We start from the raw sequence: 26,209 nt of genomic DNA, 5'->3' as shown, positions 1-26,209 counted from the left end.
AGAGCGAACTCTGTCTTTAAAGCAACATTAGATTAAGCAATGGTTGCAATTTCAGCCGCCCATTTTTGCTTCTCTTCTGTCGAAATAAACGATGCTTCAAAAGAGTTCAGCGCCAACTGTTTTAGCTCTGCTGCTGTTAAGTCTAATGCATCTGTAATCGCAATAAAGTTATCATTCATATAACCACCAAAGTACGATGGGTCATCTGAATTTACTGTCACTTGCACACCTTGTTGCAATAAACGGCGGATATTGTGCTGTGCCATATCATCAACGACACATAACTTTAAGTTACTGAGTGGGCAAACTGTCAGTGGCATTTTCTCTGCAATCAAACGCTGCATTAATACAGGATCTTCTTCAGAACGTACACCGTGGTCAATACGATTCACTTTAAGCAAATCTAAAGCTTCCCACACATATTCTGCTGGGCCTTCTTCACCCGCATGCGCAACCACTAAAAAGCCTGCTTCACGTGCTTTAGCAAAGACACGTTCAAACTTTGCAGGAGGGTGCCCAACTTCGCTTGAGTCTAAGCCTACACCAATGATTTGATCTTTATAAGGCAATGCCTGCGCTAAAGTTTCAAATGCAGCTTCTTCACTTAAATGACGTAAGAAACACATAATCAAATGCGAACTAATGCCAAATTTTGCTTTGGCATCATCACAAGCACGTTGTAAACCATTGATCACGGTTTCAAATACAACACCACGGTCAGTGTGTGTCTGAGGGTCAAAGAACATTTCGGTATGTACTACACGGTCTTCAGCACATTTTTCAAAGTACGCCCAAGCCAAATCATAAAAGTCTTGCTCGTGAATCAGTACATTTGCACCTGCATAATAGATGTCTAAAAAGGACTGTAAGTTATGAAAGTTATAAGCCTGCTTTACTTCTTCAACCGACTTATAGGGAATGTCTATTTGGTTACGCTGTGCAATTGCAAACATGAGTTCTGGCTCAAATGTCCCTTCAATATGCACATGCAGTTCTGCTTTTGGTAAAGCACGAATGAGCTCCAATTGACTCATATCTCTTCCTCTTTAAAAAATAAAAAAGGGTGTAAACGGAGTTTACACCCTTATCAATATTTGGTGAATTAGCCACCAAACATTGCAAATTTCAGTGCCCAAAGCGCAGCAACAATCCAAACCATATACGGTACAGTTGCTGCCTTGCCTGTGAACAGTTTAACCAATGCATAGCTGATAAAGCCCATCGCAATACCATCTGCAATTGAGTAAGTAAATGGCATAAAGACAATAGTTAAAAATGCAGGTACTGCTTCAGTAATATCATCCCAATCAATATGGGTAATCCCCTGAATCATCAACACACCAACAAATAACAGAGCTGGAGCGGTTGCAAAACCAGGTACAGACTGAGCTAATGGTGCCAAGAATAAACATAGAATAAAAAGCACTGCAACCACAACTGCGGTTAAGCCTGTACGACCACCCGCAGCAACACCTGCTGAAGACTCAATATATGGCGTTGTTGAAGATGTACCTAATGCTGCACCCGCAACGATTGCAGTTGAGTCTGCAAACAAAGCCTTTTTTAAACGTGGAAGCTTGCCATCTTTCAGTAAACCTGCACGGTGTGACACACCAACCAATGTACCCGTTGAGTCAAATAAATCGACCAAGAAGAATACAAAAATAACACCCACTAAACTCGCAGTAAAAAGACCTTTGAAATCCATCTGCATGAATGTCGGAGCAATTGATGGAATCTCACCCACCACACCTTTAAATTCGCTTAAACCCAATGCAGTTGAAATAGCAGTCAAAGCTAGAATACTGATAATAATTGCACCGCGCACTTTAAAGTGATGTAGCACAACCACCATTAAGAAACCGAATAAAGCCAAAAGAACAGTTGGTTGCTTTAAGTCACCTAATCCCACCAAAGTTGCTGGGTTATCAACAATAATCCCTGCATTTTTTAAAGCAATTAATGCAAGGAATAAACCAATCCCACCACCAATTGCAAGCTTAAGTGACATTGGAATTGCATTCACAATAGCTTCACGGATTTTAAACATGCTGATCGCAATGAATATAAAACCTGATACAAACACGGCCGCTAAAGCGGTCTGCCAAGGCACCCCCATACCCAAACATACTGAATAGGTAAAGTAAGCGTTTAAACCCATACCTGGTGCGAGTGCAATAGGATAATTCGCAACAATGCCCATCACTAAACAACCAATTGCGGCTGCAAGACAAGTTGCTACAAAGACAGCTCCATGATCCATCCCCGTTTCGGATAAAATCATTGGATTCACAATAATGATGTAACACATCGTTAAGAATGTGGTTACACCTGCAAGAAGCTCTGTACGAAAACTGGTTTTATTTTCACTCAGTTTGAACATACGCTCGAGCATATTTTCTGAAGATGGATTAGGAGTCGTCATGACCTAGCCCCTGTAAATAAACTTTTAAAACTGTATAACTTTTCAAAATTTGCTAGATTCAACACACTGAACATCTAATTCAATTTTTGCAAGTTAAAGCAATGGATATGCCAAATTTCCTCAACTCAGGAAAAGTTTATTTAGCCATGAATGATTTAAGTTGAAACTTACACCATATATACCTAAACAAAAAAGCCGCATAAACCGTATGCAGCTTTCAACAAAAATGTCATTTTAGAATCAAAGTCTAAAATTCAAGATATCTCGGCGCGGATTATAACACACTGATTTTTAATTGTTTTAAAATTTATTTTTGATTAAAATTCAATATGATAAGTGATTCATGCGTTTTTTATTCAATTATGAACATCAAAGTACTTTGATCGAGACCTGTTCTATTACCACTTCAGCATCACTTTGAAGTGGGCGCGTAACTTTTTCAGGGACGACCGTTACCTTTGAGATCGGACTCAAGTTTTGTACTTTAGGTTCAGCACTGTTCATGAGTTGATTCAGCTCTTGTTGCTTTTTAGTTTCAGTATCCTGAAAAACAACAAAACCAAGCAAACAAACAGCTAATACAAAAATAGGAATTAGAATCTTTTTCACGGTATTCACAATATCCATAACTGTTTTAGCATGATTACAAATCATAACAAATTACATGAGGGTCAACACACTTATCTGATAAAAAGCATATTCACACTTTATAGTTTTTTCTGATTTAATTATTTCAATAACATAAGATTAAGTGAAAGACATGCCAAGAAAATATGATCAAAGTGCTCAATTTTGTAATATTTTATATTTCAAAAAATTACAGTTGATTAACTTTTGATGAACATAATTTGGTTTCGACAAGACCTTCGCATACATGATAATGCTGCACTTTGGCATGCAAGCCAAGACGGGGCTATGCTTGCTTTAGTCATCTTATCTCCTGAACAATGGCTATTACACCATGATGCTCCTGTAAAAATAGATTTATATGTCCGACAATTGGAAGATTTGAAACAAAATCTGGCTGAGCTCAATATTCCACTGGTTATTTTAAACATTCCTCTGTGGCGTGATATCCCTGTTCAACTTTCATCCTTATGTCATGTACTTCAAGTACAACAGATCTTTGCAAATTTCGAAGTGAGCGTAAATGAGCTGAAACGTGATGCTGAAATACAAAAGTGTCTCGATCAACATGCCATTACATTTACCCTATTTCAAGATCGGACGATATTTCCTTTAAACAGTATTCGTAACCAATCAGGTAAACCCTATCAAGTCTTTGGCGCTTTTAAGAAAACCTGTTATGAACGTTTAAATATTGGCTTACCTCAGTGCTACCCACTCCCTTCTGCACAGCAGCACATACAGCTTCCTACCGATTTAAATACAAGCATTCCTCACATTGAATCACTGATTGATGCAAATACGAATGAATTAAATCAAATTAAAGCCTATTGGCCTGAAACGGAAGCCTATGCACTTTCGGCGCTCGATGATTTTATTGAGCATAAAGTTAGTGACTATCATAAAGAAAGGGACTTCCCATTTCTGAATAGTACGAGCCAACTTTCAACCTATTTAAATATTGGAATCCTATCTATCCGCCAATGTCTCAATGCCCTGTTTCGTGCTCAACATGGTCAATTTATGATTGATAATACAGGCCAGCAAACGTGGTTAGATGAATTACTTTGGCGGGAGTTTTATCAACATATTCTATTTGATTTTCCGCATGTCTCTAAACATCTGCCATTTAAAGCCAACACACAGCGAATTGTTTGGCGAGATGCACCCGAGGATTTAAAAGCATGGCAACAAGGTCGTACTGGTATTCCAATTGTGGATGCAGGTATGCGACAACTCCTTGCGACAGGCTGGATGCATAATCGAGTGCGGATGATTGTCGCAATGTTCTTAACGAAAAACTTGTTGATTGATTGGCGACTGGGCGAACAGTGGTTTATGCAACATTTGGCAGATGGTGACTTGGCTGCCAATAATGGTGGATGGCAGTGGTGTGCCTCCACAGGCACCGATGCTGTGCCTTACTTCCGAGTCTTTAATCCTGTAAGCCAATCGCAGAAATTTGATAGTCATGGTGACTATATTCGACAGTGGTTACCAGAGCTTGCACATTTAGATGCCAAAAGCATTCATGAACCTTATGCTCGGCAGCCGAATATGGAACTAGACTATCCCAAACCAATCGTAGATTTAAAATCCAGCCGTGTGCGAGCCATCGAAGCGTTTAAAGGGCTCTAAACACTTAAAATTTGGGCTAAGTTCTGCTTAGCCTGATGCTCATAGCGCTTTTGGAAAAGTGGTGTTTGATACAGAGGCTGCATTTCTAAAAAGTGCCTTAACACCTGCTGACGTTTCTGTGCATAAAGTGAAGGCTCAACCCAAGCATATTCTTGCTGAATTTGGCGTTCATATTCAGCAAAACGCATAGGATTGCTGGCTAAAATTGCCAGATCAATATCCAGTAGATAAGCTAAATCCAAGTTAGCTGTCGGTGCATGTGCTTGGGTTGCCAAAATCCATGCATAAATCGTTTCCATTTGTTCAGCAACCAGCACATTTTCAAGCACCTGCTTCATGTAATCTGCACTTTGCTGTTCATTGTCATTTGCTTGCGGATTGTAAATGACATCATGAAACCAAATCGCCAACTCAACAGATAAAGCATCTGTTAGGTGGGTTTTAATGTCATGAAAATGCGCTAAACACTCAACAATATGCTGCACCGTATGATAATGCCGTTGTGATTCACTATAGGCGCTATACAGTGCTCCATAAAGTTCTTCACAACTACTCACAGTTAAATCCAACTGGCTTGCGGTATGTGTCCAATAGTCTTGAAACTGTTTTATATACCGCACCATTGCAATGCCCTTTCGTTATGCTGCCTGTTCATCTCGTTTAAAGACCAACTCGCCTTTTAGCGAGCTATCTGCATCGAAATAATAGCCATCAGTATTAAAGGATTTTAAGCCTTCGATTTGATCAATCTGATTTTCAATCATATAGCGAGCCATCAAACCACGTGCTTTTTTGGCATAGAAACTAATGACTTTATATTTGCCATTTTTCTGATCTAAAAACACAGGTTTAATAACTTCTGCTTGGATTTTGCTTTCTTTCACAGATCTATAGTATTCATCAGAAGCAATATTCAGCAAAATTTGAGAACCAGCTTGTTCTAAATCTTGGTTGATTAAATCAGTAATGTGATTGCCCCAAAACTCATACAAATTGTGTCCGCGAGGGTTCGTAAGTTTAGTGCCCATTTCTAAACGATAAGGCATCATCAAATCCAATGGACGTAACAAACCATACAGACCCGATAACATTCTTAAATGCTGCTGCGCATATTGAATATCATCTGCAGATAAATGATAAGCATCTAAACCTGTATAAACATCACCTTTAAAAGCAAACATGGCTTGTCGTGCATTCGCAAAGCTAAATTCTGACTGCCAATCACGAAAGCGCTCTACATTTAAAGTGGCAATTTTCTCACTCACGCTCATTAAGTTTGCAATTTCACTTGCCGACAACTTGCGACTAACTTCGATCAATTCTTGGGAATGTTGTAGCAATCTGGGTTGTGTGTACTGATCGGTAGGTAAAGCAGTTTGGTAATCTAGAGTTTTAGCGGGAGAAACAAGGGCGAGCATAGACAACCTGATTAAAAAACAATTAAACAGACTATAACAGTAGACTTATTTTATTGCCAATCTGTGTTTTTAATAAGCATAAACGGTTAAACTAGCCGATTCTCCTGTTATATGTATCTATTTTCTATGTCTGAGCAGATGTTCATTCAAGGTCCAGTTGGGCAAATTGAAGTTTTTGTAGACTATCCACAGGGTGAAGTGAAAGGATTCGCGGTAGTAACTCACCCCCATCCCCTGCAAGGTGGTACGCCTCAACACAAGGTTCCTGCTTTACTTGCACAAATGTTTTTAGAACGCGGTTGCGTTGTGTATCGCCCAAGTTTCCGTGGTTCTGGTCAAAGTGCTGGTGATCACGACGAAGGTCACGGCGAAACGATAGACACCTTAGAAGTTATACACTACGCACGTAGCCAACACGCAGACTTACCTTTTTATGCAGGTGGTTTTAGCTTTGGTGCACATGTCATGGCAAAAAGCTACTCTATGCTTCCAGTAGATGTTCATCCTGTACAAACTATTTTATGTGGCTTACCAACAGCAACTGTAGCGGGTGTACGTCACTATGTTACCCCACACATTAAGGGTGACATCTTGTTTATTCATGGTGAAGCCGATGATGTCACATTGCTCTCCGATATGATCCAGTGGGCTAAACCACAGCGCCATTTAGTGACTGTATTACCGGGCGCAAACCATTTCTTTACAGGTTATTTAAAGCAGTTACGTATCGCGATTACACGTTTTCTGTGGATTTAATGCTTAAAGGAGTTCAAGAGAGAAATGATAATCTTGCTTTAGAACATTTCTTTCTTGAGTTTTCCAGCATTTCACTTCGCACTTTTCTTTGATTACACATTTAGGTATCACTTTATTTTATTGTCTTGATCTGAACAGCGCGTTTTTAATCACTTATTTCATCTTCTATATTTTTTTGATGATCTCTTTTGAACTCCATATTAGATCGCTTCAAAACCGACATGCCCCCCACATTTAAATATCCGTGAAGTTTCAAACCGTATCATGGCACATTATGCAACTATATCTTTTTTAACTTGGTATATTCTGCATAACCTTTTTCAAATAATTAATTATACAATCAATGCCTTGGCTCGATAGAGCTACAGATTTAAATAATTTTTAAAATATTCAAGGATCTTATGAAAACAATTATTGGGGCTATTTTAGTTGCTGTAACAACTACATCCATCTGGGCTCAGGATATTACAGGAACTTGGCGTTATATCGACGATAAAACTGGAGAACCCAAAGGCCTGGTTAAAATTGAAAAGCAAGCTAATGGGACTTATGCTGGAACTGCGCTGAAAGCAACTCCTCGCCCGGGTTACACAGCAAAAGAATTTTGCACCAACTGTCCAGCACCGTACACAGATAAACCGATTATTGGCATGCAAGTGATTACGGGTTTAAAAACTGACAATAATATTAATTATACGCATGGCAAAATTATTGATCCCGTTTCAGGCAAACTGTATAGCCTGAAAGGAAAAATTAGCCCAAACGGCAAAAAGCTTTTTTTACGTGGGTATTTAGGGGTTTCAGCTGTGGGACGTAGCCAGACTTGGTTACGTGTGGAGTAGGTCTTATAGCACATCATGTAATAGACGCATTGACCCATTAAAATATTAAACTTGTTCTGTCCTAGAAAATGCTGAATGATAAAATATTCAGCATTTTTCCCCATTCGGCTAACTATTTTTCCACTCAAACTCAGTAAAACTTTTATCTGTTTTTAATGTATTTTCAACTGCTTGAGCAAGTTGATTCAATAAGCTACGCTCCGCAATACGGTCTACCCAGTCCTGCTCTTCATCAGGATAAGAAGCAATTTCACATACCAAGTTTCCTTCGTTGTCATGACCTTGGCAAGTAATAGACAACGGCAAAGTATGGTTATCCACACTCACAGCCACCTGATCACCACTTTGTGGCAACGTTTCAAAGCCAAATTGCCCCAATTTTTGAACCAGTAACTGTTGCACCTGCTTTTGTACTACAGCATTGTCATTTAGGCTATGCGGTTGTCCATGCTGTGCCGTAAATTGTAATTTTCTCATTAATCATCCTAAAGGCTTTTTTGTTATATGGGTTTAAGCATAAAGGGTAAAAACAAAACAGCCAAGCAAAAGCTTGGCTGTAATTCAACAAAGTCGTTAAGCTTTGGTCTTATTCAGTGACTTGAATCGCTAAACCGGCTTGATTGCTCAATTGCGTAAAGGTAGGGAAACTGGTTGCAACCGTTTCAGTACCTACAATTTTAATTTCACCAGAAGTCCGTAAGCCTGCCATTGAGAAGCTCATTGCAATACGGTGGTCGTGATGTGATGCAATTTCACCACCAGTGAAAATCGCACCCCACTCACCTGATCGACCTTTACCCTCAATGATGATGCCATCGTCAGTCGGTGTACAATCAATGCCCATCGTTTTTAAGCCATCTGCCATCACTTGAATACGGTCTGACTCTTTTACTCTGAGTTCAGCAGCACCCGTTAGTACGGTTTGCCCTTCTGCACAGGCAGCCGCAATGAACAATGCAGGAAATTCATCAATTGCCAGTGGCACTTGATCTTCAGGCATATGGATGCCTTTGAGTGTACGTGTACCTTGAATACGAATGTCTGCAATCGGTTCACCGCCCGCAATACGTTCATTCTCAACTGTAATGTCTGCACCCATTTGCTTCAAAATTTCGATCACACCTGTACGGGTTGGGTTAATGCCTACCGCCTCTAAAGTGACATCTGAACTTTCGGTAATCGCAGCACCCACCATAAAGAAAGCAGCCGATGAAATATCTGATGGCACTTGAATCTCTGTAGCAACGAGCTTACCACCACCTTGCAGTGAAATGCGGTTGCCTTCTGTTTTCACATCATAACCAAATGCACGCAACATACGTTCAGTATGATCACGTGTAGGTTCTGGTTCTGTGACCGATGTTTCACCTGCCGCCCATAAACCTGCCAATAAAATCCCAGATTTCACCTGCGCAGATGCCATCGGCAAATCATAGTGAATGCCTTGTAAAGCTTGACTTCCAGTAATAGAAACAGGGGGTGTGCCACGTTCACCTGTGGTTTGAATCTGAGCACCCATTTCACGTAACGGTTTAGCAATACGCTCCATTGGACGCTTCGACAGTGATGCATCACCCGTCATTACAGAGTCAAATTTCTGTGCAGAGAGCATGCCTGAAAGCAGACGCATCGACGTCCCTGAGTTACCCATGTAAAGCGCACTTGCTGGCGCTTTTAGGCCATTTACGCCCACACCATGAATCGTCACTTCACCATTTTTAGGACCTTCAATGCTCACGCCCATATCACGGAAGGCTTGTAAGGTCGCTAACGCATCTTCACCTTCCAAGAAGCCTGTCACATGCGTCGTTCCTTCCGCAATTGCACCAAACATGATTGAACGGTGTGACACAGATTTATCACCTGGCACGCTAAACTTACCTTGGAAACTTTTTTTACCCGGTAATATGGTGAATTGCTGTGTCGTCACTTTATTGTTCTCCATGAAAGGTTTTTGAGCGAGCATATGGTTAAAATGCTGGCGTGCTGCTTGCGCATGTCCAAGTAAGCCCATTAAAGCATGTGAATCTTCATCTTCAATGAGTTTACGAATCGTTGCCAGTTGGTTCTCAAAACCATCTACGGCATTTAAAATGGCTTTTTTATTAGCAAAAAAGATGTCATGCCACATTTGCGGATCACTTGCCGCAATTCGAGAAAAATCACGGAAGCCCCCCGCAGCATAGCGAAAAATATCTAAATTATCTTCACGGTTTGCCAGCTGTTCAACTAAGTTAAAGGCCATTAAATGTGGAAGATGACTGGTATGCGCCAAGACTTCATCATGCTTGGCCACATCCATACAAATTACTTCTGCTTTCGCAGCTTGCCACAGTTGAATCAGTTTTTCGACCGCCCAATCAGCACTGGTCGGTAGCGGCGTCAAAATCACTTTATGATTTGCAAATAAATCAACCTTACCTGCATGCACACCCGTATGTTCTGCACCCGCAATTGGGTGTCCCGGTACAAAACCAGCGGGCAATGCCTCGCCATACACGGCTTTAGCCGCCTCGACCACATTGCCTTTGGTACTGCCTACATCGGTAATAATCGTATGTTCTTGCAAATACGGTTTAATGGTTTCCAGCACTTTTTGGGTTGCACGAACAGGCAAGGCTAAAACCACCAAATCCGCACCTTGAACTGCCTCTACAGGGTCACTATAGCCTTGTTGGATTAAGCCTAATGCTTTGGCATCCTGTAGGGTTCTCTCAGAGCGTGTTGATGCCACAATTTGCTTTGCTAAACCCTCAGCAATCATGACCCGTGCAAGACTCGAACCAATCAGTCCTAGTCCAATAAATGCAACTTTTTCAAACAGTGGCACAGACATAATTTAAATGTTCGCCTCTAAACCAAGTACTTTAGCCAAAGCTGTTAAAAATTTCGAATTTTCAGCTTCAGTACCAATGGACACACGCAGATGATGCGCAATTCCTACTGGGCGAACAATCACACCTTCTTTTAACAACGCATTAAAAGTCTGTGTTGGGTCGGCTTGTATGTCCACCAAAATAAAGTTAGCGCGTGAAGGCACAAAACTTAATCCTAAAGCTTTAAACCCTGCTTCCAATTGCGCCATGCCAGCTTTATTGACCACACGTGATTTCTCAATAAAATCTTTATCTTTCAGTGCCGCAACAGCAGCCACCATAGCTAAATGGTTGACGTTAAACGGTTGACGAATACGATTTAAGAAATCTGTTACTTCTGCTGATGCTAAAGCAAAGCCAACACGTAAGGCTGCCAAACCAAAACACTTCGACATGGTACGGCTGACAATCAAGTTTGGGTACTGGGCTAAAAATTTTAAACTGTTAAAGTTCTCTGGGAAATACTCCACATAGGCTTCATCTAAAACCACGATCACATGGCTCGGTACTTTTTGCATGAAGCGATCAAATTCAGCTTCTTCAAACCAAGTCCCTGTTGGGTTATTCGGATTTGCAATAAATACTAATTTGGTATTGCTTTTAATGGCCGCTGCCATCGCCTCAAGATCATGCGAAAAACCTTGAGCAGGCACTTCTATTGCTTCAGCATTAATGGCTTGAGTGAGCAAAGCATAGACCGCAAATGCATGTTGACTAAACACGACTGAGTCTTTATCAGAAACAAAAGCGCGCGCAAATATTTCAAGCAAATCGTTTGAACCATTACCAAGGGTAATGCAATTATGCGCCACACCAAACTGAGTATGGATTTCATCTTTTAAGATAAAACCGCCACCATCTGGATATCGTCCAATTTGCGCCAATTCAGCAGCAACTGCTTCTTTTACTTTGTCAGAACAACCCAAAGGGTTTTCATTTGAGGCAAGTTTAACAATATCGGTAATCCCCAATTCACGCTCTAATTCGCTAATAGGTTTACCTGGTTGATATGGTTTTAACTTTGAAATACCTTCATTGGCTGGAGCAAACGACATGTGACCTTTCCATTCTTACAAGTGGTTATAGGGTTGAGTTCTTTACAAACCCAACCACCTTGGAGATTACAATACTGCTATCGGATATGAACCCAATACTCGAACTTCTTTTACTAGTGGACGAATCTCTTCAATCGCCGCTTTAACATTGTCTTGTTCCACATGCCCTTCTAAATCAATAAAGAAGACATAAGCCCATTTTTCAGGCAGCGCAGGACGGGTTTCAATGCTGGTCAAGCTAATATTATGCTTTGCAAAAGGTGCTAAAATTTCAAGCAATGCACCTGCACGATCGTGTGCTGAAATCAAAAGCGAAGTTTTATCATTGCCACTTTGTGGCACTTTTTCACGGCCAATCACTAAAAAGCGCGTTGTATTTTCTGGATTATCTTCAATATTGCTGTGCAAAATTTCAAGATCATAAATGGTTGCAGCCACCTCAGACGCAATTGCAGCCGAATGCCATTCTGTACGAATACGACGCGCCGCTTCTGCATTTGAACTCAAAGCTACACGCTCAACACCTGGATAGTGTGCATCTAACCATGCACGGCACTGTGCTAAAGTTTGCTGATGTGCATAAATTTGTTTAATACTATCTTTGCGGGTGTTTTCAGACACAAGGAACTGATGATGAATACGCAATTCAACTTCACCAATCACATTTAAGTGAGACGATTTAAAACAATCTAATGTATGGTTAACCACACCTTCAGATGAATTCTCTACAGGTACCAAACCATAATGTGCACTGCCCGCTTCCACTTCACGGAAAACTTCATCAATGGTAGGTAGAGGACGAACCACAGCATCATGACCAAAATGCTTTAAAACCGCAGAATGTGTATAGGTGCCGACAGGTCCCAAAAATGCAATACTTTGTGGCGCTTCAAGCGCTAAACACGCAGACATAATTTCGCGGAACAGACGCGCCATAGTCACATCAGACAAAGGACCTTCATTACGCTCCATAACATTACGTAAAACTTGCGCCTCACGTTCTGGACGGTAAAACATTGGATTCTCTTCAGAAGCAAATTTTGCTTTTGCAACAGCTTCCGCCAGTTTTGCTCGACGGTTAATAAGTTGTTGAATCTGCTGATCAACAGAGTCGATATCCTGACGGATTTGATTGAGGTCAAGAGAAGTCGTTGTGTTTTGATCGTCTTGGATCATTGTTATGTCGCCCTTCATATACATTGTGCAAACAGTATAACAATAGTTAGCTTTGAAATCTTGCGCAATAAGACTTTGCATGTTTCAGTGCTAAAAACATACAGTTGATTTAATCATCAAGTTAATCAATAAACTGCCTAAATAATCGACATCAATAAAATCACTGAGGAATCTGTATTGAGCTTGCACATATTATGCAGAACACCCTTAAAAACACACCTCACCTGATTATTGAATTTTTATCTAAGTCTAATGTTTTTAACACTTAAACTTGGTTTAGAAAATTTTTGCTACATCTAGGCAAAAATCACCATTTATCTGTATTTCAGTGCGTTAGACTTTGTTTTAAAATATGCTTTACTTAAGTTGACGTATTCATAACAAAGAGAGTATGCAGCACGACAGATTGCTCTATAGTCTCAATAAAACAAAACAATAATGAACTGTAGGTACTGTCATGCACAAGAAAATTGCGGTCTTAGTCACCTATGACTTTGAGGATGCCGAATATGCTGAACCTGTTGAAGCATTTCGGGCAGCTCGACATAGTATTATTAATCTTGAAAGTCAGGCCGGCAAAATTATTTATGGTAAAAAGCGTAAAGCCTTTGTGACCATCGACCAAAGTATAGATGATGCCTCAGTGCATGACTTTGATGCCTTACTCATCCCAGGCGGTTTCTCACCTGACAACCTGTGTCAAGATGAACGCTATGTCCTATTTGTCAGGCAATTTGCAAACACGCAAAAGCCCATTTTATGCAGTGCCGATGCCCCAAAAGTTTTGATGCATGCAGGAGTCGTAAAAGGCCGACGTATGACGTGCATCCACCACCTTCATCAGGACTTAGAAGATGCAGGCGCGGTGCTATATAATACAGGGGTCGTCAATGACAATAACTTGTACATTTCATCACAAACGCAGCACGACTTACCTGCTTTTATTAAAGAAAGCCTGCTCGTACTCAGTCGCTAAAGAACCAATGCAAGCTCTTTAGCCAACCGATCGGTTTCTCGCTCAGTAACTATTAACGTCCCAACAAACTACGTGCGACAATTTCTTTCATAATTTCATTGGTTCCACCATAGATGCGTTGTATACGCGCATCGACAAAGAAACGTGAAATTGGATATTCACTCATATAACCATAGCCTCCAAAGAGCTGTAATAAATTATCTGCCACTTTCATTTGCATATCCGTTGAAAAGCTTTTCAGTGCTGCTGCGGTTTCTACATCCAACTTGCCTTGCATATAAAGCTCCACGTTTTGATTGTAAAAAGCTGCTGTGGCTTGTTCATCAATCTTGGCTTGAGCCAAAACAAAACGTGTATTTTGGAACTGAGAAATATGTTGACCAAAGGCTTGACGCTCTTTGACGTATTGAATAGTGACATCAATCGAACCGCGAATTGCACCTATAGCGGTTGCTGCAATTGCTGTACGCTCACGTGGTAGCTCTTGCATCAAATAAGCAAAACCTTGACCTGCTTGTCCCAACAATTGATCTTTCGGAACTTTTACATTGTCATAAAACAACTCAGAAGTGTCTTGCGAATGCAGGCCAATTTTATCGAGATTGGTCCCTTTTTTAAAACCTTCTAAATGTGTATCGACCAACATCAGTGAAACACCCTTTGCACGAGCTTGCGGATCAGTTTTTACCGCCAATACCACAAGGTCAGCATGCTGCCCATTTGAAATAAAGGTTTTAGAACCATTTAAAATATAATGCTCCCCTTGCAAAATCGCATTACTTCGCATGGCTTGTAAGTCTGAACCCGCACCCGGCTCCGTCATCCCTATTGCACCGACCACTTCACCTGACACCATTTGCGGTAACCAGTACTGCTTCTGTGCTTCAGTTCCAATATGCAAAATATACGGTGCTGCAATTTCGGAGTGACAAGAAATACCTGTCGATAAAGCACTAAAACCTGCTCGTGCCGACTCCTCAACCAACATCAGCGAATAATGCGTTGGAACGCCATAACCGCCGTATTCCTCTGGAACATCGACACATAAGAACCCATTTTCACCCAATGCGTTCCATACCGAACGCGGCATTAAGCCTTCTCGTTCCCATTGTTCATAATGCGGTGCAATGTGTTCATTCATAAAGCGACGAAAATTATCGCGAAATAGCTCTAAGTCTGCATCGTAATTCAGCATATTTTTTCCTTATGTTGATGTTGTTTTATTATTCAGCTCACATGCTAGCCATTTTTAATGCAACTGTCATGACCGCATCAGGCCATTTTTTTATGCACATAAAAAAAAGAAGCCATTCGGCTTCCTTTTTAAGATGAACTGAAATTATGCGTGAGCATTTTCTTCAACAGCCATTTGGCGGTCTACTTCATCTGGGTTTGCTAGTGCAAAATGTAGTTTTTCTTGGTCTAACTGACCCACCCATTTCGCAACAACAATCGTTGCCAATGAGTTACCCACCAAGTTGGTTAAGGCACGTGCTTCAGACATGAAACGGTCAATACCTAAAATGAGAGCAAGACCCGCCACTGGAATATGACCAACAGCTGATAAAGTCGCAGCCATTACAATAAAGCCCGAACCTGTGACACCCGCAGCACCTTTCGATGAAATCAATAACACACCCAACAAAGTCACTTGGTGCATCAGATCGAGCTGAGTGTTGGTCGCTTGAGCAATAAAGATCGCTGCCATCGTTAAGTAGATTGAGGTACCGTCTAAGTTAAATGAATAACCTGTTGGAATAACCAAACCAACCACTGACTTTTCACAACCCGCAATTTCAAGCTTTTTCAACATACGCGGTAAAACCGATTCTGAAGATGACGTACCCAGTACAATCAATAATTCTTCGCGAATCATGCGAATCATTTTCAAAATACTGAAGCCACAAAGACGTGAAATTGTGCCTAGAACCAAGAAAATGAAAAGCAAACAGGTAATGTAGAAGCAGATGATCAACTGAGCAAGTTGCGCCAAGCTGCCAATACCATATTTACCAATGGTATATGCCATTGCACCAAACGCACCAATTGGTGCAAGCTTCATGATCATGTTTACAATGTTAAAGAACACATGCGAAATTTGATCAATAAACTTAAGAACTGGTTTACCTGCGTCACCCAACTTATGTAATGCAAAACCAAACATGAGTGCAAACAGCAATACTTGTAGGATTTCACCTTCAGCAAATGCGCCAACCACAGTGTTTGGAATGATGTGCATAAAGAAGTCGACAGTTGTTTGCTGCTGTCCCGATTCAACAAATTTCGAGATACCAGAAGTATCTAGTGTTGAAGGGTCAACATTCATGCCTACACCTGGTTTCCAGATGTTAATGACCAGTAAACCGATCAATAATGCAATCGTCGATACAATTTCAAAATAAAGTAACGCAACACCGCCTGTTTTACCCACAGACTTCATGCTTTCCATACCCGCGATACCACTCACCACGGTACAGAAAATCACTGGCGCAATAATCATCTTGATCAGTTTAATAAAGCCTTGACCTAGAGGATAAAAAAGCTCGCCCCAGCCGGGTACATATTCTTCAACGCCATTGATAACTTGCGTACCGCTAGGGAAAAAATGCCCTACCAAGATACCCGCAATAATCGCGACAATAACTTGAAAATATAGTGACTTATAGATTGGTTTCTTAGTCATAACTAATACTTCTGTAAATCAAAAACTGAAAAAATCGGTATACCTACATATCCTTATAGGCAGCAGGCTTTCTGATAAACACAAAAAAGCCCACAGTTTGGACCGCGCCCAAACACCGGGTAAAAATCATGCTGTACAAACATTAGCTATGTGATGAAATTCACAGTTCATTCACATCTACTATAATGGGAGAAACTTAAAAACTAGCAAGTCACAACAATTGAGTAAATTTTACCTAACATTCTTTAAGCAAAGTAAACTCATTTTAAAAATAATGTATAAAATCTAAACAATATGACTCATACTTTAGTCTAATGATGAAAAATTATTTAAAATTAAAAGTGCTATTTTTTTTGATCGTTCATCTAAAATAGCACACCATAGCCGTCACTTACGTTGGTTTGTTCATGAACAACAAAAGAAATATTTATAAAGATACTGAGCACCCTTTTGCCCAGTTTGTTCGCATTATTGGCAAAGGGAAAAACGGTGCACGTTCTCTCAGTTATGAAGAGGCCTATCAAGCCTTTGACATGATTTTGAAAAACCAAGTCTTAGATGTGCAGCTTGGCGCATTTCTGATGTTACTCCGTGTGAAGGAGGAGTCTGTAGATGAACTGGCAGGTTTTGTTCAAGCCACTCGTGATCAACTACCATTTACTGCTCTCGATGTCGATTTAGACTGGTCTTCTTATGCGGGTAAACGTAAGCACTATCCATGGTTTCTTTTGGCAGCGCTGACTTTAGCCAAAGCGGGTTATAAGGTTGTGATGCATGGTGCATCAGGTCATACCATTAACCGTATTTATACCGAACAAGTATTAGAGTATCTCGATTTTAATATTTGCCAAAACCAAGCAGATGTGGAACAGGAATTAGCAACACATAATTTTGCTTATTTACCCTTACATGCCATTTCCCCGATTCTAAGTGAGCTAATTTCCCTGCGAAATGTGATGGGGCTTCGTTCACCTATTCATACCCTTGCACGCTTGATCAATCCGTTTAATGCCAAAGCGACTTTGCAAGCTATTTTCCATCCAGCCTATCGTGGTTCGCATCAACAAGCAGCATTTAAACTGGGTTATCAAAATAGTGCTGTCATTAAAGGCGAAGGTGGCGAGTTTGAACGTAACCCTGATGCTAAAACGTTAATCTGTGGTATTAAAAATGGTGAACTTTACGAACATGAACTACCAAAGCTCACCAACAACCGCAGCCCAATCGAAGAAGAACTGGATTTGGCCGAGTTTAAAGCAGTTTGGCTGGGTGAAAAACAGCACGAATATGGTGAAATGGCAGTGACTGAAACCATTGGCATTGCACTATATACCATGGGAATCTGCGAGCAATATGAAGAAGCGATGCAACAGGCAAAACGTTTATGGCAAAACCGTCTCCACTAAGCACGTTCGATACTCATAAACGTTAAAGTAAAAAGCTAAGCACTGGGCTTAGCTTTTTATCTTTAAAAGAACTTAAATAAATTTGATAGGCTGGAAATCGTCATGCTGATGGTGATGATCATCATCACACTCTTCACCGTCTTCTTTCGTGCCACGGTCGATATAACCACTGCGCTCATCCTCAGGTAAATGTTTCATTTCCCACGCATAGACCGCTTGCATCGAAATTTCACGCTGTTCTTTGGTTAACGCAACCCCATTTGGCCATTTACCAATTTCAACTGCTGTTCTTAAACGCTCAACAATTTCAGGATTGAGCACAGCTAACATTTGTTCAATATTCATGATTTAATCCTGCTGAAAAGAGTCAAAATCTTGATTCCAGCCGAGTTTGGTTCGGCATGACATATAAAAGTCATAACCCGGCGGATGTAATAAATTCAGTTTAAAGGGATGTTTACGAATATGTAAACTATCACCGACATTTAAAGATACGCTGTGCTGTCCATCGGCACTAACCATCGGTAATACACGATTTTCACGAATGAAAATCTTAATTTCGCTGTGTCCACCCACCACAATTGGGCGTGAAGACAAAGTGTGGGGATGCATTGGAACTAAAGCGATCGCATCCATACTCGGATGTACAATGGGTCCACCACCAGACAGCGAATAAGCTGTTGAACCTGTTGGAGTCGATACAATCAAACCATCACTATGTTGACGATAAACATATTGGCCATCAATATTGAGCTCAAAGTCAATCATATGTACCGATTTACCTGAGTGCAACACCACATCGTTTAGGGCAATCGCATCATAAATGGTTTCACCTTTTGAGCGAATTTCCATTTCCAACAGGAAACGGCGGTCCAGTTGAAATTCACCTTTTAAGACTTGATCGAGCTTAAAAATCACTTCTGTTGGCTTAATGTCCGTTAAAAAGCCCAAGCGACCTCGGTTTACCCCAATTACAGGGGTATTGTATTTCACCAAAGCTCGTGCGGCATGAAGAAGTGAACCATCTCCACCCACCACAATCACCAAATCGACCACTTCACCGAGAAGTGCTCGACTGACTGTTTGTGTATTTTTATAAGGAACGAGTTCAGCTGTTTCCGCATCGAAAACGGGATGTAACCCTAAACTGAGAAGATGATCATGAATAAGACATAAGGTTTCGACGACTGAAGACTTATCTGGACGCCCAATTAAGCCTATGTTTCGAAATGTTTTATGTGAAATTTGCACCAGCAACATCGCTCCGCTAAGATTCCCGCCTATCATAGCATTATTTACTTAAATTGATTCAAAACTAAAGTGACTGCTTCTATACAAATATTTATCTCTATATTTCAATTTGTTCACAGTTTAATTATTGCAAATTAGCGAAAAGCTTCGCATGATTAGCACAATTTATCAGGATCTTATCAGTATTTATGAAGTCAGAACGTGGCATCGGTATAATTGCACTGATCTTCTGCATCTTAGTCATTGCAGCTTTTTTGGTCTTTAGTATTTATTTAATAAGACTAGATTCGGTTGTTCGTGACAAGTTTGAAGGAAAGCGTTGGGATATCCCTGCGAAAGTATTCGCACGTCCGCTTGAAGTGTATACCAACGCACCGATTAGTCAGGCTGACTTTACCCAAGAGCTCAAACTTTTGGGCTATAAGTCCTCTGAAAACTATACCAAATCAGGCAATTATGTCAGTTCTGGCAATGAGTTATATGTGCATACACGTGGCTTTGATTTTGGAGATAGTGTCGAACCTGAGCAAGTACTTAAAGTCACCTTTGCTGATGAACAAGTCTCTGAAGTAAGTGCCACTAAACCTTCCTCTACAGGGATTGCACGTTTAGAGCCAATGCTGATTGGCGGGATTTATCCACAGCATAACGAAGACCGTGTACTGATTAAACTCGATAAAGTCCCTAAACCATTAATTGAAGCCTTAATCGCAACGGAAGACCGTAATTTTTATAGCCACCATGGTATTTCAATCCGTGGTACTGCACGTGCGATTGTGAGTAATGTCACAGGTGGAAAACGTCAGGGTGGTTCAACGCTGACCCAACAGTTGGTGAAGAACTTCTATCTCACTCCTGAAAAAACCATTAAGCGTAAAGTCAATGAAGCATTTATGGCTTTATTGGTTGAACTTCACTACAACAAAGATGAAATTTTAGAAGCGTATCTTAACGAAGTAAATCTTGGTCAAAATGGTAATTATTCAATTAATGGCTATGGCTTGGCTTCACAGTTCTACTTCGGCATGCCTTTACGCGAACTGAATATTGCACAACAAGCGTATTTGGTTGGTTTGGTACAAGGTCCAACCTTATATAACCCTTGGCGTAATCCAGAAGCGGCTAAAAAACGTCGTGATATCGTTTTAAACAACATGTTGGTCATGGGCTATTTGACTCAAGAACAGTATGAAACTGAAACGGTTCGCCCTTTAAATGTGATTGCCAAACCAACTCTCGGCCCATCACGCTTCCCAGATTTCTTAGACATTGTACGTCGTCAGTTGCGTACCGAATACCAAGAAGGTGATTTAACCAATCAAGGTCTACGTATTTTTACAACACTCGATCCGATTGCCCAGACCAAAATTCAAGACTCGTTTAAAGCAACAGTTAATCGTTTGAGTCGTGGGTCAAATCGTTTAAAAGAGTTACAAGGTGCTGTATTGGTTGCGCATCCTGAAAATGGTGAATTAGTCGCAGCAGTAGGATCAACACAAGATTTTACTGGGTTTAACCGTGCATTAGATGCCAAACGTCAAGTTGGCTCACTGCTCAAGCCTGTAATTTATCTCAGTGCAATTCAGTCAGGTCGCTATAACTGGGCTAGTCCTGTTGAAGACAGTAGTATCAGCATTCAGTCAAATGGTCAGTCATGGACACCAAAAAACTATAGTGGTGGCGAACATGGGGTTGTGCCGATGGTACAAGCTTTGTCTCATTCTTATAACTTATCATCCGTACGTTTAGGTCAAGAGTTTGGTTTATCAACATTTAGTAATCACTTAAAACGTTTCGGTGTGACTAGCAACATCCCAAGTTATCCATCTATTTTCTTGGGTGCGGTAGACATGTCTCCAATGGAGGTACTTGGCATTTATGGTAATTTTGCAACAGGGGGCTTTAAATACCCAACCAAAGCGATTCGTACCGTTGTCGATCAAAATGGTCGCCTACTGACCCGTTATGGTCTAAACGTCCAACAAACTATTGACCCTTCTTCTGCCTACGTCCTGAACTATGGACTCCAACAAGTGATGACTTCGGGCACGGGACGCTCTGCGTACAATACTCTTCCGACGTCGCTCAAGCTTGCAGGAAAATCTGGCACCACCAATGACACCCGTGATTCATGGTTTGCAGGTTACTCAGGCAACTATGTTTCTGTAGTATGGTTAGGACTGGATGACAACAAACAAACAGGCTTAACAGGTTCTTCAGGTGCTTTACCTGTGTGGACAAATGTAATGAGTCAACTGCGTCAAAAGCCTGTCAATTTACGCCAACCCGATGATGTTCAATGGCACTGGATTGACAGTAGTTCAGGCTATCTTGCAGCCCAAGGTTGTGAGGGCGCAATGTATATTCCTCTACTTCGTAACACCATTCCCCGAAAGGCAACTGCATGTGGCTTGCCTCATTATCAAGTTGAACCCACTTACAATCCTGAAACAGATGGTAACCAAGCTACACCTGAACAAGGCGACAGCATAGACAACTATATTCGTGAAAGTGAATCAAATATGCAACGCAACCTAGAAAATGACACGCAGGTCATTTCAAGCGGTAGCTACCAACCTGAATAAATAGGACGGATTTAAATTTTGATGTGGTTTAAACGTTTAAGTATCTTAGCAATCGTCATAACTGTGGCAGGCTGCCAAAGCCTCCCACAGCAAACTGATAAAAAAATGCCAGAGAAGGCTGAGCCGAACAAAGAGCAGCAAACACCATCAGGTGTAACGATTCACCCTTATGATCGCGAAGAAATTCAACGTCAAAAAATTGTGATTCCTGAACAAAAGACCAAACAGCAGTTTGATGATGGTCGACAACTTCCTGCATTCAAAAACTTGATGCAAAAAACACAAACCGCTTACCGCCAAGGTCAGTGGAACCAAGCTCAAGGTTTTGCTATGCAGGCGCAACGTATCGCCCCACAGTCAAGTGAAACCTTCCTGTATTTGGCGCTAATTGCCAATCAACAAAAACAACCTGCAAATGCAGAATCACTCGCGCGTCGCGGCCTGAGTTATGCGCAAAGTAATGCCATGAAAAAGCAACTTTGGAGCATTATCTTAAAAGCTGGTCAAATGCAGAAAAACCAAAAAACCATTCAACAAGCCCAGACTGCAATCAAAAGCCTGTCTTAAAAGTACGCTCCATTAAATGGAGCGCTGACCTGCTATACCATAAGCACCATAACTTTGTGCTTTGGCTAAATCAGCTAACTGTAAGCCACCTAGGGCAAAAATTGGGATGTGAATCTTTTGAGCAATCAGACTAAACTGCTCCCAGCCCAAAGTGTCACTATTCGGATGGCTTAAAGTTTCAAGTACAGGGCTAAGTAAAATGGCATCACAGCCAATATTCTGCGCATGTTCTGCACTTTCTGTGTCATGACAAGCCGCAATATAACGTTGACCAACTTTTAAATCGCCTTTACGAAGTTGCATCAGTTGAGATTGTTTCAAGTGTATAGCCGCAATCGCTTGCTGCTGTAAAGGGTTCAGCTCTTTCCACAAGCTTACATTCACAATGACTCGCGACAGCTGTTCCACACTCAGTTCCGCTATATTTAAAAGATGCTCAGGGCTTACAGGCACTCTCCAATACATCATTTGCTGTTCAGCTAAAGTCTTCAACAGCGTAATTTGCTCAGAAATCTTAATCACCTGCGGAGCATACAGTCGCTTTAAAATGGCCTGATTGGCTTTAGGAAAGTTTAAATCCTGTAACTCGGCACGTTTAAACCATGCCCAAGGCACACGAATGTCTGAAAGCTGATGATCTGAGACAATGCCATGAAACAAATGTAAATGCACAATGACGTCCTCATATTCAAACTGAATACTGTCAAAGGCATGCCAATCTGTAATATCAATTCCAACTTCTTCTAAAACCTCACGGCGACATGCGTGTTCTGTGGTTTCACCTGACTCAACTTTCCCGCCTGGAAATTCGTGCTTATTACCTTGATGTTGCTCAGCCTGACGCCATCCCACCAATACTTTGCCTTGATGTAAAAGAATAGCTATAGCAACTTGAACCAGAGGTTTTGACATAATCAGATTCCATTTCAGATGTGTAGTGTGTTAAGTGACCATATGTAACGATATAGAAGTTTTTTATATTTTCAGCGAGAAAATGTTGACAGCCCCATTCGATAATGATTATCATTTAAAACGTTCAATATACACCACGGAGTCGCCAGAATGAACGCACCATTTAGCTTATTTACTCGTAACGAAACAGCCCATTCACTACCAATGCTACACTCGAACAACTTATTTGCCCTAGGCCGTGAAATTCGCATTATGCACGCAGGAGAAGAGTACCGTCTACGACTCACACGCAATAATCGACTCATTCTAACCAAATAAGAATTATAAAAATTCAATAACAATAATCGTGGAAACAAGCAGTATGTCAGCGCGTACTGCTTTTTAATTGATTTAAAATATTCATTTTAATTTTATCGCTAAAAAAGCATGCTCTAAACCTTAACAATATCCAGTATTAATTCAACGCTTAAACCGCCTAAGTCAGATGGGCTAAATAACAACTGCCCTGCGTGTAAATCGACAATTTTTTGACAGATGGATAGACCTAAGCCTGAGCCTTGTGTTTTTGTACCTAAAGCCCGATAGAAGCGTTCACCCAAACGTTGGATAACTGTCACATCTACACCATATCCGCTATTTTCAATACTCAGTCTAAGCTGCTGTCTTTCAATCGTCAGCGTCACAAAAACTTTTGCCTGCTCAGGACTATAACGAATCGCATTATCAAGTACATTCCGTAGTGCACTGAATAAAAGCTGTTCATTGGCAAATACATAGACCTCTTTTGCAAGTACCATCTGAACCTCAATCTGTTTTGATTCTGCAAAAGGCTGTAAGGCTTTGACTACATCTTGTATTAACAGACTAAAATCAAATTTGCTTTTGGCTAAACTTTGACTTTGCTCTGGATCTAACCGTGCCAATAAAAGTAAATTATCGAGAACTTGTACCCCACGGCTCACATCTTGCTGAATTGGCTTAAACTCCTGCTCTAGCTCAGGAAACTTACGTTTGAGTACCTGAAGCCGCATTTGTATCGCAGACAATGGAGAACGTAGCTCATGCGAGGCATCTGCGGTAAAGCGTTGCTCTGCCACTAAGGCCTGATCTAAACGAGCCAATAGAGCATTCAACTGAGATAACATCGGTTGTAGTTCAATCAGTTCAGGTTCTGGCATAGAAATAGGTGCTAAATCATTTACCGATTTATTTGAAATTTGCTCTGAAACTTGGTGGATCGTCCGAAACTTGCGTCGAATCGCAAAGTGCATCAATAGCCATTGTACGCACCAGACTAAAAGCAATACCCCACTAAAAAGCAAGATGGTGTGCCCAAAGGCTTGAAAACGATCCGATATCAACTGAGTGACTTGTACCTGCAATCCATGCTCATCCTGCGCACTATAAATACGCCAAAGTTTCTGCTCTGACCAGTAAAAGCCATAAGGTGTATCTGAAACCAAACTTAAATGATCCACGGTTATTTTTTCTGGCACATCTTCTGAGGCAGTTAAAAGCTGTTGTGCGTTATCGAGTCGATAGCGAATATCAAACTCATCACTAAGTTCAGCCAAGGCCTGACCATTGCTGACAGTTAAGTCATCTGCCAACAACATATCTGCCATTTCATCCATGATCTCATCTTGCATAGACATGGTCTGATAAACCGACACTCCAATAAACATCAGCAAGGCCAAAAGCCCCGCCAGTATCGAACTGAGGAGCGAACTTTTAACGAGCTGACGTTGTAATGAAACTGGTTGAGCCATTATGTGTCCTGATTCATTCTATAACCCAAACCACGGATGGTTTTAATACAGTGGCTACCGAGTTTTTTTCGCAGTTGATAAATAAAAACCTCGATGGCATTGCTTTCGATTTCATCTCCCCACGCATATAGGCTTTCTTCTAACTGCTCACGTGTCACCACATGTTCAGGCTTGAGCATCAATTTATGCAAAATTTGAAACTCTTTGGCGGTCAAATTCACGGATTGACCATTTTGAGTTACGCTTTTGGCTTGTGGATCGAGTTGAATATTGGCATAACTCAATATATGCGAACTGCTATTTTGTTGCTGTCTCAGTTGTAGGCGAATACGAGCAGATAATTCCTCCAAACTAAAGGGTTTAACCAAATAGTCGTTGGCGCCCAAATCTAGCCCTTCGACCCGATCTCGAATGCTGTCACGCGCAGTGAGAAAAATCACAGGCGTCGAGAGGTTCTTGCCACGGACTTTCAGCAAAATGTCATCACCTGTGGCATGCGGCAATCCACGGTCTAAAAGCACACAGTCATACTGATGCTGTTCAATCGCTAAAATGGCATGATCGCCCCGCTCCACCCAGTCCACACTATAACCATCCATTTCAAGCCAAGTTTTAATACTTTCAGCTTGAGAGGCATCATCTTCTGCTAACAATATCCGCACTACTGAACCTGCCTTATCCCTGTTGTTTAAATCATGCCGTGAAATGATGAAAAATACAAAAACCACAGGGCTAAGATCAAATCTAAGCCATGTGGTTTTTTAAGAAAGTCCAATTAAGGTTGGACTAGAGTGTTTAGAATTTCACTTGATCTACATCAATTTCAACGCGTTTTGTTGGTTTATAGTCAATATCCACTTCACCGATAATGGTTACAGGTGTTTTAGCCGAAATCGCTTTACCCCCCCATAACTCATCATCAATATCGACAGTGATTGAACCTGTTTGGTCACGAAATTCATATTTTTCATCACCAATTGCTTTGACCACATAACCTTTTAACTGAACATGGCTGTCATCTTTTAAAGTTAATGCATGCTTAACCGTAGTTGGCGTTGAAGCAGCTACAGCCGCTTGGTTCACCGCTGTATTTGCTACTGCCACAGTTGTCGAACCAATCACACCAGCAACCAATAACGCTTTCATCATCATATTCATATCCAGTACCTCTATTTAATTGTTGATCTATTTGATGAAGTTATTAAACCAAAATTAGATGAGCTGAATCTTAAGAAAGCTTCAAGTAA

At 40.9% G+C, this 26,209-nt stretch carries 25 protein-coding genes; 8 read left to right on the top strand and 17 right to left on the bottom strand.

Annotated elements, in window-relative coordinates:
* Positions 1 to 32: 32 nt before the first annotated feature.
* The 3 genes from ACZ8ZH_RS05220 to ACZ8ZH_RS05210 all read right to left on the bottom strand — a co-directional run bounded on the left by ACZ8ZH_RS05220 (position 33) and on the right by ACZ8ZH_RS05210 (position 3,034).
* Complete coding sequence (locus tag ACZ8ZH_RS05220) at positions 33 to 1,034, bottom strand: adenosine deaminase (RefSeq protein WP_119063037.1); 1,002 nt, start codon at positions 1,032 to 1,034, stop codon at positions 33 to 35.
* A gap of 68 nt (positions 1,035 to 1,102) precedes the next feature.
* On the bottom strand, positions 1,103 to 2,425 hold the full coding sequence (locus tag ACZ8ZH_RS05215; protein WP_086207870.1) for an NCS2 family permease: 1,323 nt from the start codon (positions 2,423 to 2,425) through the stop codon (positions 1,103 to 1,105).
* A 369-nt stretch (positions 2,426 to 2,794) separates the two neighbouring features.
* The gene (locus tag ACZ8ZH_RS05210; protein WP_228146951.1) at positions 2,795 to 3,034 is read right to left on the bottom strand and encodes a hypothetical protein; all 240 of its coding nucleotides are present in this window, start codon (positions 3,032 to 3,034) and stop codon (positions 2,795 to 2,797) included.
* Positions 3,035 to 3,262: 228 nt separating this feature from the next.
* Between ACZ8ZH_RS05210 and phrB the strand changes: the two genes are divergently transcribed.
* Positions 3,263 to 4,690 carry a deoxyribodipyrimidine photo-lyase gene (gene phrB / locus ACZ8ZH_RS05205; RefSeq protein WP_470247927.1) on the top strand — a complete coding sequence of 476 codons (1,428 nt, stop codon included), beginning with the start codon at positions 3,263 to 3,265 and terminating at the stop codon, positions 4,688 to 4,690.
* Here phrB and ACZ8ZH_RS05200 read toward each other — a convergent pair.
* Positions 4,687 to 5,313: an HD domain-containing protein gene (locus ACZ8ZH_RS05200; protein WP_119063039.1), complete on the bottom strand. Its 627-nt coding sequence runs from the start codon at positions 5,311 to 5,313 to the stop codon at positions 4,687 to 4,689. The two genes, phrB and ACZ8ZH_RS05200, sit on opposite strands and share 4 nt — an antisense overlap.
* 15 nt (positions 5,314 to 5,328) lie before the next feature.
* On the bottom strand, positions 5,329 to 6,108 hold the full coding sequence (yaaA, locus tag ACZ8ZH_RS05195) for a peroxide stress protein YaaA (RefSeq protein WP_119063040.1): 780 nt from the start codon (positions 6,106 to 6,108) through the stop codon (positions 5,329 to 5,331).
* 126 nt (positions 6,109 to 6,234) lie between these two features.
* Between yaaA and ACZ8ZH_RS05190 the strand changes: the two genes are divergently transcribed.
* Both ACZ8ZH_RS05190 and ACZ8ZH_RS05185 read left to right on the top strand, forming a co-directional pair.
* Complete coding sequence (locus ACZ8ZH_RS05190; RefSeq protein ID WP_119063041.1) at positions 6,235 to 6,864, top strand: alpha/beta hydrolase; 630 nt, start codon at positions 6,235 to 6,237, stop codon at positions 6,862 to 6,864.
* A gap of 401 nt (positions 6,865 to 7,265) precedes the next feature.
* A complete protein-coding gene (locus ACZ8ZH_RS05185; RefSeq protein WP_086207876.1) occupies positions 7,266 to 7,706 on the top strand; it encodes a DUF2147 domain-containing protein in 441 nt (146 codons plus the stop codon).
* A gap of 108 nt (positions 7,707 to 7,814) precedes the next feature.
* Here the strand turns inward: ACZ8ZH_RS05185 and ACZ8ZH_RS05180 are convergent, their stop codons facing one another.
* The 4 genes from ACZ8ZH_RS05180 to pheA all read right to left on the bottom strand — a co-directional run bounded on the left by ACZ8ZH_RS05180 (position 7,815) and on the right by pheA (position 12,813).
* Entirely contained in the window at positions 7,815 to 8,183 is a 369-nt protein-coding gene (locus ACZ8ZH_RS05180; RefSeq protein ID WP_086207877.1) for a hypothetical protein, read from the bottom strand.
* Between the two features lie 109 nt (positions 8,184 to 8,292).
* Positions 8,293 to 10,542 (bottom strand): bifunctional prephenate dehydrogenase/3-phosphoshikimate 1-carboxyvinyltransferase, encoded by a 2,250-nt coding sequence (locus tag ACZ8ZH_RS05175; RefSeq protein ID WP_119063042.1) that lies wholly within the window; start codon positions 10,540 to 10,542, stop codon positions 8,293 to 8,295.
* A gap of 3 nt (positions 10,543 to 10,545) precedes the next feature.
* Positions 10,546 to 11,637: a histidinol-phosphate transaminase gene (gene hisC / locus ACZ8ZH_RS05170; protein WP_119063043.1), complete on the bottom strand. Its 1,092-nt coding sequence runs from the start codon at positions 11,635 to 11,637 to the stop codon at positions 10,546 to 10,548.
* Positions 11,638 to 11,703: 66 nt separating this feature from the next.
* Entirely contained in the window at positions 11,704 to 12,813 is a 1,110-nt protein-coding gene (gene pheA, locus ACZ8ZH_RS05165; RefSeq protein ID WP_110975388.1) for a prephenate dehydratase, read from the bottom strand.
* A gap of 457 nt (positions 12,814 to 13,270) precedes the next feature.
* Between pheA and ACZ8ZH_RS05160 the strand changes: the two genes are divergently transcribed.
* Complete coding sequence (locus ACZ8ZH_RS05160; protein WP_110975389.1) at positions 13,271 to 13,789, top strand: DJ-1/PfpI family protein; 519 nt, start codon at positions 13,271 to 13,273, stop codon at positions 13,787 to 13,789.
* A gap of 52 nt (positions 13,790 to 13,841) precedes the next feature.
* Here the strand turns inward: ACZ8ZH_RS05160 and ACZ8ZH_RS05155 are convergent, their stop codons facing one another.
* Both ACZ8ZH_RS05155 and ACZ8ZH_RS05150 read right to left on the bottom strand, forming a co-directional pair.
* The gene (locus ACZ8ZH_RS05155) at positions 13,842 to 14,984 is read right to left on the bottom strand and encodes an acyl-CoA dehydrogenase family protein (protein ID WP_110975390.1); all 1,143 of its coding nucleotides are present in this window, start codon (positions 14,982 to 14,984) and stop codon (positions 13,842 to 13,844) included.
* Between the two features lie 144 nt (positions 14,985 to 15,128).
* Positions 15,129 to 16,472, bottom strand: coding sequence for a dicarboxylate/amino acid:cation symporter (locus ACZ8ZH_RS05150; protein WP_086207883.1), 1,344 nt, complete (start codon positions 16,470 to 16,472; stop codon positions 15,129 to 15,131).
* A 407-nt stretch (positions 16,473 to 16,879) separates the two neighbouring features.
* On the opposite strand from ACZ8ZH_RS05150, the gene ACZ8ZH_RS05145 reads away from it, so the two are divergent.
* The gene (locus tag ACZ8ZH_RS05145; protein WP_086207884.1) at positions 16,880 to 17,878 is read left to right on the top strand and encodes a glycosyl transferase family protein; all 999 of its coding nucleotides are present in this window, start codon (positions 16,880 to 16,882) and stop codon (positions 17,876 to 17,878) included.
* A gap of 72 nt (positions 17,879 to 17,950) precedes the next feature.
* On the opposite strand, the gene ACZ8ZH_RS05140 is transcribed toward ACZ8ZH_RS05145, so the two are convergent.
* Positions 17,951 to 18,223: a YeaC family protein gene (locus tag ACZ8ZH_RS05140; protein WP_086207885.1), complete on the bottom strand. Its 273-nt coding sequence runs from the start codon at positions 18,221 to 18,223 to the stop codon at positions 17,951 to 17,953.
* A 3-nt stretch (positions 18,224 to 18,226) separates the two neighbouring features.
* Positions 18,227 to 19,165, bottom strand: a complete 939-nt coding sequence (locus tag ACZ8ZH_RS05135; RefSeq protein ID WP_171264389.1) for an NAD(+) kinase — start codon at positions 19,163 to 19,165, stop codon at positions 18,227 to 18,229.
* 152 nt (positions 19,166 to 19,317) lie between these two features.
* On the opposite strand from ACZ8ZH_RS05135, the gene mrcB reads away from it, so the two are divergent.
* Together mrcB and ACZ8ZH_RS05125 are read left to right on the top strand one after the other, a co-directional pair.
* On the top strand, positions 19,318 to 21,714 hold the full coding sequence (mrcB, locus tag ACZ8ZH_RS05130; RefSeq protein ID WP_119063044.1) for a penicillin-binding protein 1B: 2,397 nt from the start codon (positions 19,318 to 19,320) through the stop codon (positions 21,712 to 21,714).
* A 21-nt stretch (positions 21,715 to 21,735) separates the two neighbouring features.
* Complete coding sequence (locus tag ACZ8ZH_RS05125) at positions 21,736 to 22,281, top strand: hypothetical protein (protein WP_086207888.1); 546 nt, start codon at positions 21,736 to 21,738, stop codon at positions 22,279 to 22,281.
* Between the two features lie 12 nt (positions 22,282 to 22,293).
* Here the strand turns inward: ACZ8ZH_RS05125 and ACZ8ZH_RS05120 are convergent, their stop codons facing one another.
* Positions 22,294 to 23,193 carry an NUDIX domain-containing protein gene (locus ACZ8ZH_RS05120; protein WP_119063045.1) on the bottom strand — a complete coding sequence of 300 codons (900 nt, stop codon included), beginning with the start codon at positions 23,191 to 23,193 and terminating at the stop codon, positions 22,294 to 22,296.
* 150 nt (positions 23,194 to 23,343) lie between these two features.
* On the opposite strand from ACZ8ZH_RS05120, the gene hemP reads away from it, so the two are divergent.
* Complete coding sequence (hemP, locus tag ACZ8ZH_RS05115; RefSeq protein ID WP_004696105.1) at positions 23,344 to 23,511, top strand: hemin uptake protein HemP; 168 nt, start codon at positions 23,344 to 23,346, stop codon at positions 23,509 to 23,511.
* Between the two features lie 113 nt (positions 23,512 to 23,624).
* Here the strand turns inward: hemP and ACZ8ZH_RS05110 are convergent, their stop codons facing one another.
* The 3 genes from ACZ8ZH_RS05110 to ACZ8ZH_RS05100 form a co-directional block, all read right to left on the bottom strand.
* Entirely contained in the window at positions 23,625 to 24,962 is a 1,338-nt protein-coding gene (locus ACZ8ZH_RS05110; protein ID WP_119063046.1) for a sensor histidine kinase, read from the bottom strand.
* Positions 24,962 to 25,624, bottom strand: a complete 663-nt coding sequence (locus tag ACZ8ZH_RS05105; RefSeq protein WP_119063047.1) for a response regulator transcription factor — start codon at positions 25,622 to 25,624, stop codon at positions 24,962 to 24,964. Before ACZ8ZH_RS05105 ends, ACZ8ZH_RS05110 begins: the two co-directional genes overlap by 1 nt.
* Before the next feature lie 133 nt (positions 25,625 to 25,757).
* Positions 25,758 to 26,120, bottom strand: coding sequence for a NirD/YgiW/YdeI family stress tolerance protein (locus tag ACZ8ZH_RS05100; RefSeq protein WP_086207892.1), 363 nt, complete (start codon positions 26,118 to 26,120; stop codon positions 25,758 to 25,760).
* Positions 26,121 to 26,209: the final 89 nt, after the last annotated feature.

The organism is Acinetobacter sp. SW-226 (assembly GCF_055632855.1).
Note: the sequence above shows the minus strand (reverse complement) of the source record. Positions and strands in the feature narration are given on the sequence as shown.